The sequence below is a fragment of the Trichocoleus sp. AS-A1 genome (genome assembly GCF_039962015.1).
Lineage (GTDB): Bacteria > Cyanobacteriota > Cyanobacteriia > Cyanobacteriales > FACHB-T130 > FACHB-T130.
On record NZ_JAMPKG010000009.1, the window covers coordinates 81690 to 94594 of the forward strand.

Sequence of the window (12905 nt, forward strand, 5' to 3'; positions counted from 1 at the left end):
AAAACAAACTTGTGCAAGAAGACTTTAGACTGATTGTTGACTTAGTATCTGTTTTGGCAGCAGCAGCCGTTGGTGGAGTGGTATCAGCGCTGCTGCGGCAACCTGCCTTACTGGGTTATATCGTCGGCGGAATCGTCGTTGGGCCTGCGGGGTTGGGACTGATTAAAGAATTGGTTCAGATAGAAACCCTGGCTCAATTTGGTGTCGCCTTTTTGTTGTTCGCCTTGGGCGTTGAGTTTTCGTTTGCGGAATTAAAAAAAGTTAAAGGCATCGCCTTGGGTGGAGGCGGACTACAGATTGCCCTGACAATTGCAGTCACGGTTGCAGTCTGTGGACTCACTGGAGCGTGGGGTACCTTACCAGCGAAGGGTGTCTTCCTGGGGGCAATTCTGTCTTTGTCTTCAACCGCAATTGTCTTTAAGTGTCTGATGGAGCGAAATGAGACGGGGACGCCTCACGCTCAGGTGATGCTGGGGATTTTGGTGGTACAGGATTTGGCATTGGGGTTGATGCTGGCTGTCTTGCCAGCGCTGGATCAACCGCCAGAAGCGATTGGCAAGGCTGTGGCTTTAGCGCTGTTACAGATTGGGTTATTTGCGGCTGTGGCTGTGGCAGCAGGCATCTGGCTGATTCCTCCCTTGCTGCGCCTCTTGGCTCGAACGGAAAGCCGGGAGTTGTTTCTGTTGGGCGTGGTGGCGCTGTGTTTGGGGATTGCGTTGCTCACGGAGGCTTTGGGTCTTTCGATTGAAATGGGGGCATTTGTCGCCGGGTTAATGATTTCGGAGGTGGAATACGCCGACCAAACCCTGACTTATGTGGAGCCGTTGCGGGATGTGTTTGCGGCACTGTTTTTTGCGGCGATTGGGATGCTCATCGACCCGATTTTCCTGTGGAACAACCTAGAGTTAATTCTGGGGCTGGTTTTACTGGTTTTTGTCGGCAAGTTTTTGATTGTGACGCCGATTGTTAGAGCGTTTGGCTATCCGCTGAAAACTGCGGTAATTGCTGGTTTGGGGTTAGCTCAAATTGGAGAATTTTCGTTTGTTCTAGCCAGTGAAGGACAAGCTTTGGGGCTGGTTTCTCGGCGGGTTTACTTGCTGATTTTGGGCACGACTGCGGTGACGCTGGTACTGACGCCTTTTGTGATGCGGCTGGTGCCAAAATTGTTGGAGTTGCCTTGGCTGAAGCCATATCTAGATCCGGTGGATGACCCGATGGAAGTGGCGGTAGATGCGCCTTTGCAAAATCATGTGGTGGTCTGCGGTTATGGACGGGTGGGACGGAATCTGATCAAACTGGTGCAGGAGCATAACTATCCAGTGGTAGTGATTGACCAGTCGGAAAGCCGGATTCAGCAGTTAAGAGAAGCAGAAGTTTCTTATGTTTATGGCAATGCGGTGAGTTTGCACGTTCTGGAAGCTGCGGGGGTAGATAAAGCAAAGGGGATGGCGATCGCGCTTCCCGATCCGATGAGTACCCGCCTTTGCCTCAAACGCGCTTTAGAATTGGCTCCGGATCTCGATATTGTCGTTCGCGCTAACCACAACAACGATATCGAACTGCTTTATCAGCTGGGGGCGCGGGAGGTGGTGCAACCGGAGTTTGAAGCCAGTTTGGAACTGGCGGCGCATCTATTAGCCGGTAGTGGATTGCCAACATGGCAGATTCAGAAGGAAATGCAGCAAATTCGCAATAGCCACTACCTCGCGTTGCGTCCAGAGCGATCGCCTTCGGAGATTGCTCATGACTTACAAATTGCCACTGCCGAAATGAATAGCAAGTGGTATTCCCTCCCTCCCAACTCTCCTCTGATTGGGATGACGCTACAGGAGACGGATATGCGCCGATTGACGGGTGTCACTTTGATGGCAATTCGGCGAACTGGTGGGGAAGAAGTGGACTATCCAGACAAGCAAACTTCTCTGGAAGTGGGCGATCGCCTCTTGGTGGTGGGAGAATCCAACGAACAAGCTGCTTTTAATCAACTGGCAAACGGTGAAGTGGCAATCCCAAGCCAAACCGCTCCCTGTCAGTGGTTGCAGGTTCCAGAGTCCAGCCCTGTTGCCGGTAAGCCTCTCTCTGAGCTGCATATTCGCCGCCAGTACGGGGTGCAAGTGCAAGCAATTCGGCGAGATGGCAAGTTCATCCGCTTTCCGGGGGGCGATACCGAGCTGCAAGCGGGCGATCAGCTGCTCTTATGCGGCGGCAGTTTTCCCCTCAATCAGGTGCAACAGTTGTTGGCACCCGAATCTGAGCCTTCGGTTTTCCCAGTCCCTACGCTCAACTTGCCAGTAAGCGAAGCGATACAAGAGCATCTTCCCTCTGATAATCAGCGAACAGGCGAATCAAGGTAATCGGTCATTGGGGAAGAGATTCCCGATTCCCGATTCCCGATTCCTAATTACTTTGGCTGCACATAAGCGATCGCGTGTCGCCAAACCAGCGTTTGCTGATTCGATTCATCTTGTAGACAAATACAGTTCTGATCTTGCCAACGCAGTTTACCAACGAGTACATCGTTCGTGAGGAGTTTCAGTTCAACCCTTTGTCCCTCTTTCACAAATGTTTGGACGAGGCGAGTGCTTGGTAAGCCTGTTTCCAGTTCAGTTGTCATAATGCAAGATTTTTCCTAATGCGAATTGCCAGATTTCAGGATTGAAGGACTGCCATTAACCATTACCCATTCCATAGTTTATGCTAATCGAAAATTGCGAATCGAAGGATTGCTAAATGGGAATCGAGTTTACTAAGTATCACGGACTGGGAAACGATTTCATTCTGATTGACAATCGTTCCTCATCAGAACCCAAGGTAACGCCAGAACAAGCGGTCAAGTTTTGCGATCGCCACTTCGGCATTGGTGCCGACGGCGTGATTTTTGCCCTGCCGGGACAAGACGGCACCGACTACACCATGCGGATTTTCAACTCCGATGGTTCCGAACCGGAAATGTGCGGCAATGGCATTCGCTGTTTAGGCAAATTTCTCGCTGATTTAGAAGGAAAATCTACTCAAGAAACTCAATATCGGATTCATACCCTGGCAGGTGTCATGACACCGCACATCAAGCCGGATGGGAAAGTCACCGTCGATATGGGAATGCCAGGACTACTGGCGGCAGAAATTCCCACGACGCTGGGTGCCCCTAACGAGAAAGTAATCGCTCAACCTTTAGAAGTCGCTGATGCTACTTGGTTGGTAACTTGTGTCAGCATGGGGAATCCTCACTGCATCACGTTTGTGGAGGATGTTGCCGCGATTCCTTTAGAAAATATTGGCCCCCAGTTCGAGCATCATCCCGTTTTTCCCAAGCGGACGAACACCGAGTTTATTCAAGTGGTGCGTCCGGATTACCTGAAAATGCGGGTCTGGGAACGCGGTGCAGGAATAACTTTAGCGTGCGGCACGGGTGCTTGTGCGACTGTGGTCGCTGGAGTGTTGACTGGAAAGAGCGATCGCATCGCCACCGTTGAATTACCCGGCGGCTGTTTGGAAATCGAATGGTCGGAAATCGACCAGCGAGTTTACATGACAGGACCAGCGGAGCGTGTATTCGCAGGTCAGATATAATCCGATGTGCTTTTTCTTAGCCTTCCGATAAATGGGGATTGGGGGACCAAAACCCGAACAGTTCTGTTGGTTCGATTCCCCTAGTCCCTCGCTCAATTGCCGGGAATTAAACTGTAAAGTTGCACATCGCGCGATCTAGCAAAAATGCAAAAGCCGCCAGAAAAGGCTCCCCGACTCATTACCATCTCCGTCAGCCATTACTGCGAAAAAGCACGATGGGCATTAGAACGGCTTGAAGTTCCCTACATTGAAGAACGCCATATGCCGCTTTTTCATCGGCTAGCCACCCGCAAAAATGGCGGCGGACAAACGACTCCGGTTCTGGTGACGGAAACGGGTACTTTGAGCGATTCCTCTGATATCTTGCAGTATCTAGATAGCATGACGGCTGAAAGTGCAAAACTTTACCCAGCCGATCCCAAGCTGCGCCGCGAGGTTGAAAAACTCGAAGATTTGTTTAACAAGCAGCTCGGCCCCAGCATCCGTCTTTGGGCGTACTTTTATTTGCTAGATAATCGCCAGTTGATGCGGCGACTGTGGTGCGATGGCGTACCCTCTGTTGAGCGGGCGTCATTTCCAATCGTTTTTCCGTTGATTCGCGAGGCGGCACGGCGAGGCTACAATATCACGGCAGAATCGTCAGCCAGTGCCCACGACAAGATTAAGCGCATCTTCGAGAACGTCAACGCGCGGTTGGCAGATGGACGTTCCTACTTAGTTGGCGATCGCTTTTCGGCAGCAGACCTCACATTTGCCTGTCTCGCGGCTCCGGCTGTACTGCCTGCCGAGTATGGGGCGAGTCTGCCTCACTTAGATGAGTTGCCCGATGAGATTGCAGTGGCAATTAAAGAGTTACGAGAAACCCTGGCGGGAGCTTATATCTTGCGCCTGTTCCGTGAGGAACGCCAGGGGTAAGGGTTCGTTGCACCTGAGCGTGGCAAAGTGAAAGTGGGAAGCGATCGCATCCTCACGGTTGAACGACCTGGCAGATGTTTGGAAATCGTTTGCTCATAAACAGACTAGCCTGTTCGCAGGCAAAATCTAATCGCTATGTAACATCGAACCTTGAAAACGGGAACCTTAAATTAGGTCAACCCAAAGGAATTGTGATGACAGGCGCTATTTACCTAATTCAAGACAAGGGTCAGCTGGTTGAAATGATCGAACAGCCCTATGACTCGGAAGCTTTGCTGCAAAAACTGCTAGCCGACTATCCCAGTTTGTTGGCTGGCGACCAGATCAACAGTGCGGCACCGAGACGTTGGTTGTTAGTTTCAGAAGAGATGCCCGTGCCATCTGAAGAAAATGGTTTCGACCGATGGGCACTCGACCATTTATTTCTCGACCAAGATGGAATTCCCACCTTAGTGGAAGTTAAGCGTAGCACTGACACCCGCATCCGGCGAGAAGTAGCTGGACAGATGCTCGACTATGCTGCTAATGCAGTGGTTTATTGGCCTGTTGAGAAAATCATTGCCCAATTTAACGCTAATTGTCAGATAAAAAGTCAAGATTCTGAACAGATACTCAGCAATTTTCTAGGCGCTGATGCTAAGCCATCTGAGTTTTGGGAAAAGGTCAAGACAAATCTGCAAGCTGGCAAAATCCGTCTAGTCTTTGTTGCTGACAAGATTCCTCCTGAACTTCAACGTATTGTGGAGTTTCTTAATAAACAAATGAATCCAGCGGAGGTATTGGCAATTGAAATTAACCAATACGTTGGTCAAGGTTTAAAAACTCTTGTTCCTAGAATTATTGGTCAAACAGTAGCAGGGAAATCAACGCAATCTCTACTGAATTATGAGACTAAGCAATGGAATGAGTCTTTGTTCTTTCAAGAATTAGAGGCAAAAAAAGGGAGTGATGTAGCTCAAGCTGCTAGAAACGTTTTCAACTGGATCAATTGTGAAAAAATGCACGTTAGTTGGGGGAAAGGGAAAATTGAAGGGTCTCTGATCCCCAGAATAATCAGTTACAAAGGAGAAACCAGAAAGTTTTTCACAATATGGACTGATGGCACTCTTGAGATTTATGCCTACGAGCCTCCATTTAACTTGGAAGACAAAAAGGCTGAACTTCTCAACCGCTTAAAATTAGTCGTAGGTCAGTCGATTTCTGTTAATACCTATCAATGGTATATTCAGTTGTCTGAACTGAAAGATGAGTTGATAGCGAAGCAATTTCTAGAAGTGATTGACTGGGCGATTCGGGAAATTAAAGTATCATAATTACGAATACAGGCTGTCACGTAATATAAGTTGGTAACTTTTAAACGATTGCTGGTAGTCATCATCTGCTAGATCAGCCTATTGATATCGCCAGCGATCGCATTTGTTTCTCAAACGTATCACTATCCATCAGCAACCTCATCTTCAGTCCACCCACAAACCTCAAAAGCGAAGTCACCAGCTATCCGCACGTAGAACAGTTGGTGAAAGCCTTCATTATAAGAGGGGCGTTGTAGCTTTTTGATTGTCGCGTAAATTGCTACATCTGGCACCCGTTTTTTACCTAAGCGCTGCTGGTTACGTTCCCGGCATTGACTCACCGACGATTTAAAGTAATAACCGATAATTTCGGCTCCATACATACAGCCCAATTGAATGAGGGACGCACGTTCTTCGACGGTTGGGTTAGTATTATCCACAACAACCGATTGCCCCGTTTCAAGTGCTTCTTTAATAAGTTGTGTTTGTCTTCTAGAGCGGTTCTTGTTGTTCCGCAACAAATCTTTGCTAACCAGCTTATGCGTTTCAGCAAAATGAGTGTGATAGAAGGTACTTTTCCCAGAAGCCTGCAAGCCGATAAAGATGACTAACTGCATAGACAATAGCCTATCAATAGTCATTATTTAAGCATAAGGTTTAAAACAAAGGTAATTTTAAAGTAATGGTAATTGCAATTTGCAATTAAAACTTGGTAACTTTCTCCTGAAAAAGGAGATTTTTTTACAAATAGAAAAGCTAGCGAATACCATCACCTCTTATTTGAATGGAGAAGGCGAGCTATACTCCTACAAGCATCCCACTGCTTGGTATTTGCTCCTAAGTGCGATCGCTCTTTATTTTGAGGGACGATGGGTATCCGTACAATCATCGCATTGAAATGGTGAAAATGGATAATATTGTGACTAGAAAAATACTAAACTCGCTGCAATCTTTATCTTGGCGCTGCTTAATAGTGCAACAAAAAAAATTACGCTCTGTCACCTATACTCAAGCAGTATGCGATCGCCAATAATCATCCCACGAATACTGAATCTTCAAATTAACTTCGCTCGGTAGCTTCTGTCTATCTTTAGAATAGAGAATATCTACTCATTTTTAGTGGAGCATCCCCCCATGATATTACAAGTTTCAGAATCCACAACAACTGTTAAAGAACAGCAATTCACCTTACCAGGTTATTATACTTGGGAGCAATTTGAGGCGATAGAATCATTAATCGCAGATGCGCCTGGTTTGCGAATCACTTATTTAGATGGCTGTGTGGAGTTTATGACACTAGGCGAAGACCACGAACAGATAAAGAGTGTTTTAGGTATATTTATAGCACTTTACTTGTTTGAAAAAGGAATTAAATTTATTCCTGTAGGGAGTGCAACTCGCAGGGACAAGAGCAAAGATGTTTCATTTGAGCCGGATGAATCTTACTATTTAGGGGAGAAGAAAGATCATCCGGATTTGGCAATTGAAGTCACTATTACCAGCGGTGGCATAGATAAACTAGAAAAGTACAAGCGGTTGAAAATTGCTGAAGTCTGGTTTTGGGAAAATAATCAGCTTGTGCTTTATCGACTGCGCGAACATAATTATGCGCAAATTTCCAAAAGTGAATTTTTGCCTGATTTAGATATTGCTTTGCTAGTGCGCTGCGTGCAAATGTCTGATATTTTGGCAGCGAGAACTGAGTTTATTAATGGGATGAGACAAATCGGTTGAAAGATATTTTACAGTAGCAGTGCGATCGCATTCTCCTCAATCTCAAAGAGCGATCGCACCCGTGAAAATATCTAGCAACATAGCTTAACGCACCACTTGCCGCATATAGTTTGCCCAAACTTGGGCAGCTTGTCCGCTACTTCCTCGCGTTGGAGTGTTGTCGTCATTTCCCAGCCAAATGCCGGTGACGAGATCCTGACTGGGAACGTAGCCAATAAACCACAAGTCAACGCCGCTATTCGTGGTGCCCGTCTTCCCCACCTCTCCGAATCCAATCGACGCCGCCCGTGCCGTACCCCCTCGCACTGCGCCCCGAAGCATATTCGTCATGGTATCTGCGATTCCCTGTGACAGCACCCGCTTCGTTGCCCCTGCTTCCTCCTCGAAGGAGTAAATCACCCGGCAGGTTTGCGGATTGTTGAAATCTTTGCAATCGCTGCTGTCCCGAATCCGCTGAATAGCATGGGCGCGATTCCAGACGCCGCCATTTTCCAAGGCACCGAAAGCCCCCGTCATCTCCAAGACAGTGGTTTCGCTTTGCCCCAACACCAAACCGGGAACCGGATTAAGCGGCGTTGTGATGCCCAGTCGTCGAGCCATCTCCACCACCCGATCTAAACCAACATCCTGCGCCACCCGCAGCGCGATCGCATTCTCAGACTGGGCAAGCCCGGTGTACATATCCGTCCCGCTACCCCCTACTCTTTCGCACCCCCGAAAGCGTTGACTCTGCCACACTAAAGGGGCGCAAGAATAAAACTTTCCCGGCGAGTTACCTTGTTCAAGTGCCGAGGCGTAGGCAAAAATTTTGAAGGTGGAACCCGGTTGTCGCTTGGCTTGAGTCGCGCGATTAAATTGACTTTTTTGATAATCTGTGCCACCGACCAAGGCGCGAATTGACCCGTTGCTGGAGTCGAGGGTGACAATTGCTCCCTCGGAGAACCTGTAACTTCCCCCAATGGTATTAACTCCGTTGCGGAGGGCAGTTTCCGCCTTTTGTTGAGTCTCTAGATCCAGATTGGTTTCGACAAAAAAATTGCCTTCTTTTGCCAGTTGATCTCCCAACAAGAATTGGAGTTCGGTGAAAACGTAGCTGTAAAAATAGGGTGCCTTGATGCTAGCTAAAGCTTCTCTGGCTTTGGGGCTAACGTCAATACGCGATCGCCTTGCTCGTTGAGCTTCTTCCGCACTGATAAACCCTAGATTTGCCATGCGGTTAATAATGCGATCGCGCAGTCCAATCGCTGTTTTATAATCCCGAATCGGATTAAAACTATTCGGTGCTGGCAAAATCGCCACCAGCGTCGCCGCTTCAGAAATATTTAAGTCTCTGGCAGATTTGTCGAAATAAAACTGAGCCGCGTCCTCAAACCCGTTCGCGCCAACTCCCAAGTAGATGCGGTTCAGATAATTCCGCATGATCTCGTTCTTACTGTAGAACGTCTCCAGCTTCAGAGCGACGATCGCTTCCTTGATTTTTCGCCCCGCGCTATCTTCTGTCCCCACATACTCCCGAAACAAACTCCGCGCCAACTGTTGCGTAATCGTGCTACCGCCTTGACGAATTCCGCCTCCCTTGACATTCGTCACCACCGCCCGCAGCGTGCCAACAGGATCGACCCCGAAGTGCCAGTAATAGCGGCTGTCTTCCGATGCAATCACCGCTTGAGGCAGATACTTGGAAAAATCTGATAATCGCCCCAATTCCCGGTGCGCTATCGTTCGGGGACGCTGTAACGGCGTTCCGTCATCAGAATTAATTACTACTGGTCCTTGTACGCCAGCCGGCAAAGGTCGAATCGGAATATTGCGCCACTCAAAAAGAATCCACAATGCCAATAAACTGGTCAGTCCACCCACCCCATAGAGGGCGTAACGAGTCGCCAGCACGTACCAGGGGGGCGGATTGTGGTACTGAAGCCGAACCGCATCCGCCAATTCCGGTGGTCCTAGGGTGAGGATATCGCCGTGGCGTAGTATGAGGCTATTGAGCCGCCGTCTCCCTCGGTAGATGCCATTGGTAGAGTTTTCATCCTTGATGACAAAGGACTGCCCGCGCCGTCCTTCTCGGTTTAATGAAAGATGAATCTGACTGATAACTGGGTTCCGCACCACGATATCGCAAGATTTAGAACTGCGTCCCAGTAAATAGCGATCGCCCAATAGTGGATAAACCTCTGCCTTAGCAGCACCGGCATCCTGCACCCATAGTTCCGGCACTCTGGCATTGGGCTTCAGCGCCAGCGCATTAAAATTTACCTTAGCTTGAATGGTCTGTACTGCCTGAGTTAGTTGACCCAGGATGGTTTTAGGCGGTTGTTGGGGTGAGGTCATGTCAGAGGCAAAAGGCTCAATGCGACAAGCAAGAGGTTTGTACTAAATATTCTAATCTCTTGCCTAGGGAGGCGTTGTGAAAAAGAGAAAGAGCTTACAAAGATAGGTTTTAACAAATCGTCTTTTAAAAAACTAAAGAAGGGAATTAATTATCAACGTAAAAATCAGCTTTCTCCCACTTCCCTCCGCTTCCTCTGCCCTCATCTCTTCAGCGTGGTCTGCCAGATGAGGAAGGTTGATTCCAAAACCAGGCAATCAATAAACACACCATGCCTACATTAATAAACATATCTGCCAGATTAAATACTGCAAAGTGAATCAGCCGAAAATCCAAGAAATCAACGACGCAACCATTGAAAAATTTGTCATTGATAACGCAACTGTTGAAAAATCGGTCAATTCCATTGCCCACCGCTCCACCTAAGATAAAGCCACAGCCTAATTGTTCCCAACGATCCAAATGGGGGTTTACTAAAGCGAATCCGATCAAGAAGAGACTTACCCCCAAAGAAAGCCAGGGCAACCAAACTTCGCCTTGAAACCAGCTAAAAGCTGCCCCAGGGTTCAATTCATAGGTAAAGTGAAATACATTAGGCCACAGCGCCCACGTTTCTTTATAGACAAAATTCTGCACCACCCAATATTTAGTTACCCGATCCAGAATCAAACTAACGAAAGCGGCGAGCCAAAAATAGTGATTTTTAAAATTCATTGTAATTATTCATTAGTCATTAGTTATTCGTGATGAGTGATTAGTCAATCGTTCTTTAGTAATCAGTATCGGTAGACTATCAACCCACTACCCCATGACCAACGAGCGCTTGACTAATGACCGAACCAACGACTTAATAAAGCATTAGCTGGCGTAAGAAATAAGCCAAGACTGTCACTGCACAAACAATTGCCATTTGGGCTGGTAAAGGATAGACGGAGTATTTCAAAACTGCTTCCCATAACGGCAGTAATACCGCTCCCAAGGTTAACAAATGGGTCACGATTAGATAAGTCAAACCAGTGATATGGATGACCAGCAACCCACAAATACAGCTGAAGGACAAAGACTCCAATCGCTGCGGTGCCTTAAAAGCCACTAAGCCACATATCCACGCACCCGGAATAAAGCCTAGTAAGTAGCCAAAGCTGGGTTCTGTGAGATAGTCGAGACCTCCGCCTTGAGAAAAGACTGGAAACCAGGGAGTGAGACCCAACGCCAGGTAAGCAATTTGAGAGAGTGCCCCGGCATTTTTACCGCCCATACAGCCAACTAGCAGCACGGCACCGATTTGATAGGTCACGCCCAGCGAGTGAGTTTGAATCCCTTGCTGAGACCAATTCCAAGGAAGGCTGGGGACATACGCTTCCAGAAACGTACCACCAATCGTTAGGAGTAAGCCAATCAAGGCCCACAGTAGTTCAGTGGGAGCAAACACAAGGGTAAAGGAGCAGGGGAGTAAAAGAGCAGGGGAGTAAAGAAGCAGAAGCGTCAAAGAGTAGGGGCGTCAAAGAGCAAGGGAGAAATAGTCCTCAGTCCTCAGTCCTCAGTCCTCAGTCCTCAGTCCTCAGTCCTCAGTCCTCAGTCCTCAGTCCTCAGTCCTCAGTCCTCAGTCCTCAGTCCTCAGTCCTCAGTCCTCAGTCCTCAGTCCTCAGTCCTCAGTCCTCAGTCCTTAGTCCTCAGTCCTTAGTCCTCAGCCCTCACCAGGAGCAGGGAGTCCCGCCCCTATAGCACTCATACCTTAGCAGTGTATTCGCCGGGAATGGGTGCTTCGCCGCCCGTCAGCCCTAGGGATTCGAGCATAGCATGGTCTTGCTCTGGCGGTTGCCCGATGGTGGTGAGGTAGTGTCCAATCAGCATGGCATTCATTCCCGCTTGAAAGCCCATTGCTTGGAGTTCTCCCATCACGGCTTCCCGTCCGCCAGCGTAGCGCAGAATTTGTTCGGGCAGGATGAGGCGGAAAATGGCGATCGCTTTGAGGGCTTCATAAGGATCGATTTTCGGGCGATCGCTTAGGGGTGTCCCTTCTCTGGGATTTAATAAATTCAGCGGTACGGATTCGACTTCCAATTCCCGCAGCGCTAACGCCAGATCCACTCGGTCTTCCCAGCTTTCGCCCAATCCCATGATTCCACCCGTGCAGGCTTGAATTCCCGCAGCTTTGAGATTTTGGATGGTTTGGACGCGATCGCGCCAAGTATGAGTTGTCACGATTTGCTCAAAGAAGTTCTCCGATGCCTCTAAATTATGGTTGTACCGCGTTACCCCCGCCTCAGCTAGCGCCTGAGCTTGTTCTGGCGTCACTTCTCCCAACGCACAGCAAGGTTTAATCTGGGTTTCGGCAATAATTCGGCTCACCGTTTCCAGAATTTGTTCAAATTCCGTCGATTTGGGGCTGTTGTACTTAATGCCGCGTCCTTGAGAAACTAAACAAAACCGCTTTGCCCCGGCTGCTTCAGCTGCTTTGGCTTGGGCAAGAATCTCCTCGGTGGATTTCAAGCCATAGATTGGCGAGTCTTGACCGGGGTGGTGAGCAGACTGGGAACAGAAGCCGCAATTTTCCGAGCAATTGCCAGATTTCACATTGACAATGCTGCATAAATCGACTACGTTTCCGCAACAAGCTTGACGGACTTTGTCGGCTGCTTCGCATAGCAGCAAAATATTTTCTTCACCTTCAATTTGGGATAGAGCGATCGCTTCAGCTCTCCCAATCCGCTCGCCAGCAATAATCCGAGAGGTCAGGTTTTGCAGCCATTGCCGCAGTGACTCCTGAGACTTGCTGTTAACATCCACGTTTGACACCGATGCTTGAACCACGTTCGGCCCTTTTGATCGTATTTATTGAAACGATGGCATTTTATCACTTGGTTTGCAGACAACTAAAGCCATACCTTAACCTGACCTTTACTCTATCCTTTACGATTAGACGGTAGGCTAATAGCAAAACTGCCCCTGCTAAGCTGGAATGTCTGGCAATTGAAAAAATTGCATTCTGATTAAAAAAAATGGTACGGGTCTAGCTTGCATCAACGAATACAAGCGTTTATTGCTTTTACTAACCAGTG

Annotated in this window: 11 protein-coding genes; 5 read left to right on the forward strand and 6 right to left on the reverse strand. The window is 48.3% G+C overall.

Annotated elements, in window-relative coordinates; translation table 11 throughout:
* Positions 1 to 11: 11 nt before the first annotated feature.
* Positions 12 to 2354 carry a cation:proton antiporter gene (locus tag NC994_RS09210; RefSeq protein WP_190414974.1) on the forward strand — a complete coding sequence of 781 codons (2343 nt, stop codon included), beginning with the start codon at positions 12 to 14 and terminating at the stop codon, positions 2352 to 2354.
* A 47-nt stretch (positions 2355 to 2401) separates the two neighbouring features.
* Here the strand turns inward: NC994_RS09210 and NC994_RS09215 are convergent, their stop codons facing one another.
* On the reverse strand, positions 2402 to 2614 hold the full coding sequence (locus NC994_RS09215; RefSeq protein ID WP_190414975.1) for an RNA chaperone Hfq: 213 nt from the start codon (positions 2612 to 2614) through the stop codon (positions 2402 to 2404).
* Between the two features lie 116 nt (positions 2615 to 2730).
* Here NC994_RS09215 and dapF point away from each other — a divergent pair, with 116 nt between their 5' ends.
* The 3 genes from dapF to NC994_RS09230 all read left to right on the forward strand — a co-directional run bounded on the left by dapF (position 2731) and on the right by NC994_RS09230 (position 5798).
* A complete protein-coding gene (gene dapF / locus NC994_RS09220) occupies positions 2731 to 3570 on the forward strand; it encodes a diaminopimelate epimerase (protein WP_190431966.1) in 840 nt (279 codons plus the stop codon).
* Between the two features lie 144 nt (positions 3571 to 3714).
* Entirely contained in the window at positions 3715 to 4485 is a 771-nt protein-coding gene (locus NC994_RS09225) for a glutathione S-transferase family protein (protein WP_190431969.1), read from the forward strand.
* Positions 4486 to 4679: 194 nt separating this feature from the next.
* Positions 4680 to 5798: a hypothetical protein gene (locus tag NC994_RS09230; protein ID WP_190431971.1), complete on the forward strand. Its 1119-nt coding sequence runs from the start codon at positions 4680 to 4682 to the stop codon at positions 5796 to 5798.
* Between the two features lie 122 nt (positions 5799 to 5920).
* Here the strand turns inward: NC994_RS09230 and NC994_RS09235 are convergent, their stop codons facing one another.
* Positions 5921 to 6394, reverse strand: a complete 474-nt coding sequence (locus tag NC994_RS09235) for an ATP-binding protein (protein ID WP_190432154.1) — start codon at positions 6392 to 6394, stop codon at positions 5921 to 5923.
* A 517-nt stretch (positions 6395 to 6911) separates the two neighbouring features.
* On the opposite strand from NC994_RS09235, the gene NC994_RS09240 reads away from it, so the two are divergent.
* The gene (locus tag NC994_RS09240; RefSeq protein ID WP_190431973.1) at positions 6912 to 7511 is read left to right on the forward strand and encodes a Uma2 family endonuclease; all 600 of its coding nucleotides are present in this window, start codon (positions 6912 to 6914) and stop codon (positions 7509 to 7511) included.
* 84 nt (positions 7512 to 7595) lie between these two features.
* Here NC994_RS09240 and NC994_RS09245 read toward each other — a convergent pair whose 3' ends face one another.
* The 4 genes from NC994_RS09245 to bioB form a co-directional block, all read right to left on the reverse strand.
* A complete protein-coding gene (locus NC994_RS09245) occupies positions 7596 to 9845 on the reverse strand; it encodes a transglycosylase domain-containing protein (protein ID WP_190431977.1) in 2250 nt (749 codons plus the stop codon).
* Between the two features lie 208 nt (positions 9846 to 10053).
* Positions 10054 to 10557 (reverse strand): signal peptidase II, encoded by a 504-nt coding sequence (gene lspA, locus NC994_RS09250; RefSeq protein ID WP_190414983.1) that lies wholly within the window; start codon positions 10555 to 10557, stop codon positions 10054 to 10056.
* A gap of 133 nt (positions 10558 to 10690) precedes the next feature.
* A complete protein-coding gene (locus NC994_RS09255) occupies positions 10691 to 11275 on the reverse strand; it encodes a biotin transporter BioY (RefSeq protein ID WP_190414984.1) in 585 nt (194 codons plus the stop codon).
* Between the two features lie 296 nt (positions 11276 to 11571).
* Positions 11572 to 12657 carry a biotin synthase BioB gene (gene bioB, locus NC994_RS09260; RefSeq protein WP_190431981.1) on the reverse strand — a complete coding sequence of 362 codons (1086 nt, stop codon included), beginning with the start codon at positions 12655 to 12657 and terminating at the stop codon, positions 11572 to 11574.
* Between the last annotated feature and the right edge of the window lie 248 nt (positions 12658 to 12905).

Excerpts from the sequence above, each read along its gene's own strand:
- NC994_RS09215 (WP_190414975.1), bottom strand. The coding sequence starts at position 2,614 with ATGACAACTGAACTGGAAACAGGCTTACCAAGCACTCGCCTCGTCCAA.
- dapF (WP_190431966.1), top strand. The coding sequence starts at position 2,731 with ATGGGAATCGAGTTTACTAAGTATCACGGACTGGGAAACGATTTCATT.
- NC994_RS09225 (WP_190431969.1), top strand. The coding sequence starts at position 3,715 with ATGCAAAAGCCGCCAGAAAAGGCTCCCCGACTCATTACCATCTCCGTC.
- NC994_RS09230 (WP_190431971.1), top strand. The coding sequence starts at position 4,680 with ATGACAGGCGCTATTTACCTAATTCAAGACAAGGGTCAGCTGGTTGAA.
- NC994_RS09235 (WP_190432154.1), bottom strand. The coding sequence starts at position 6,394 with ATGCAGTTAGTCATCTTTATCGGCTTGCAGGCTTCTGGGAAAAGTACC.
- NC994_RS09240 (WP_190431973.1), top strand. The coding sequence starts at position 6,912 with ATGATATTACAAGTTTCAGAATCCACAACAACTGTTAAAGAACAGCAA.
- NC994_RS09245 (WP_190431977.1), bottom strand. The coding sequence starts at position 9,845 with ATGACCTCACCCCAACAACCGCCTAAAACCATCCTGGGTCAACTAACT.
- lspA (WP_190414983.1), bottom strand. The coding sequence starts at position 10,557 with ATGAATTTTAAAAATCACTATTTTTGGCTCGCCGCTTTCGTTAGTTTG.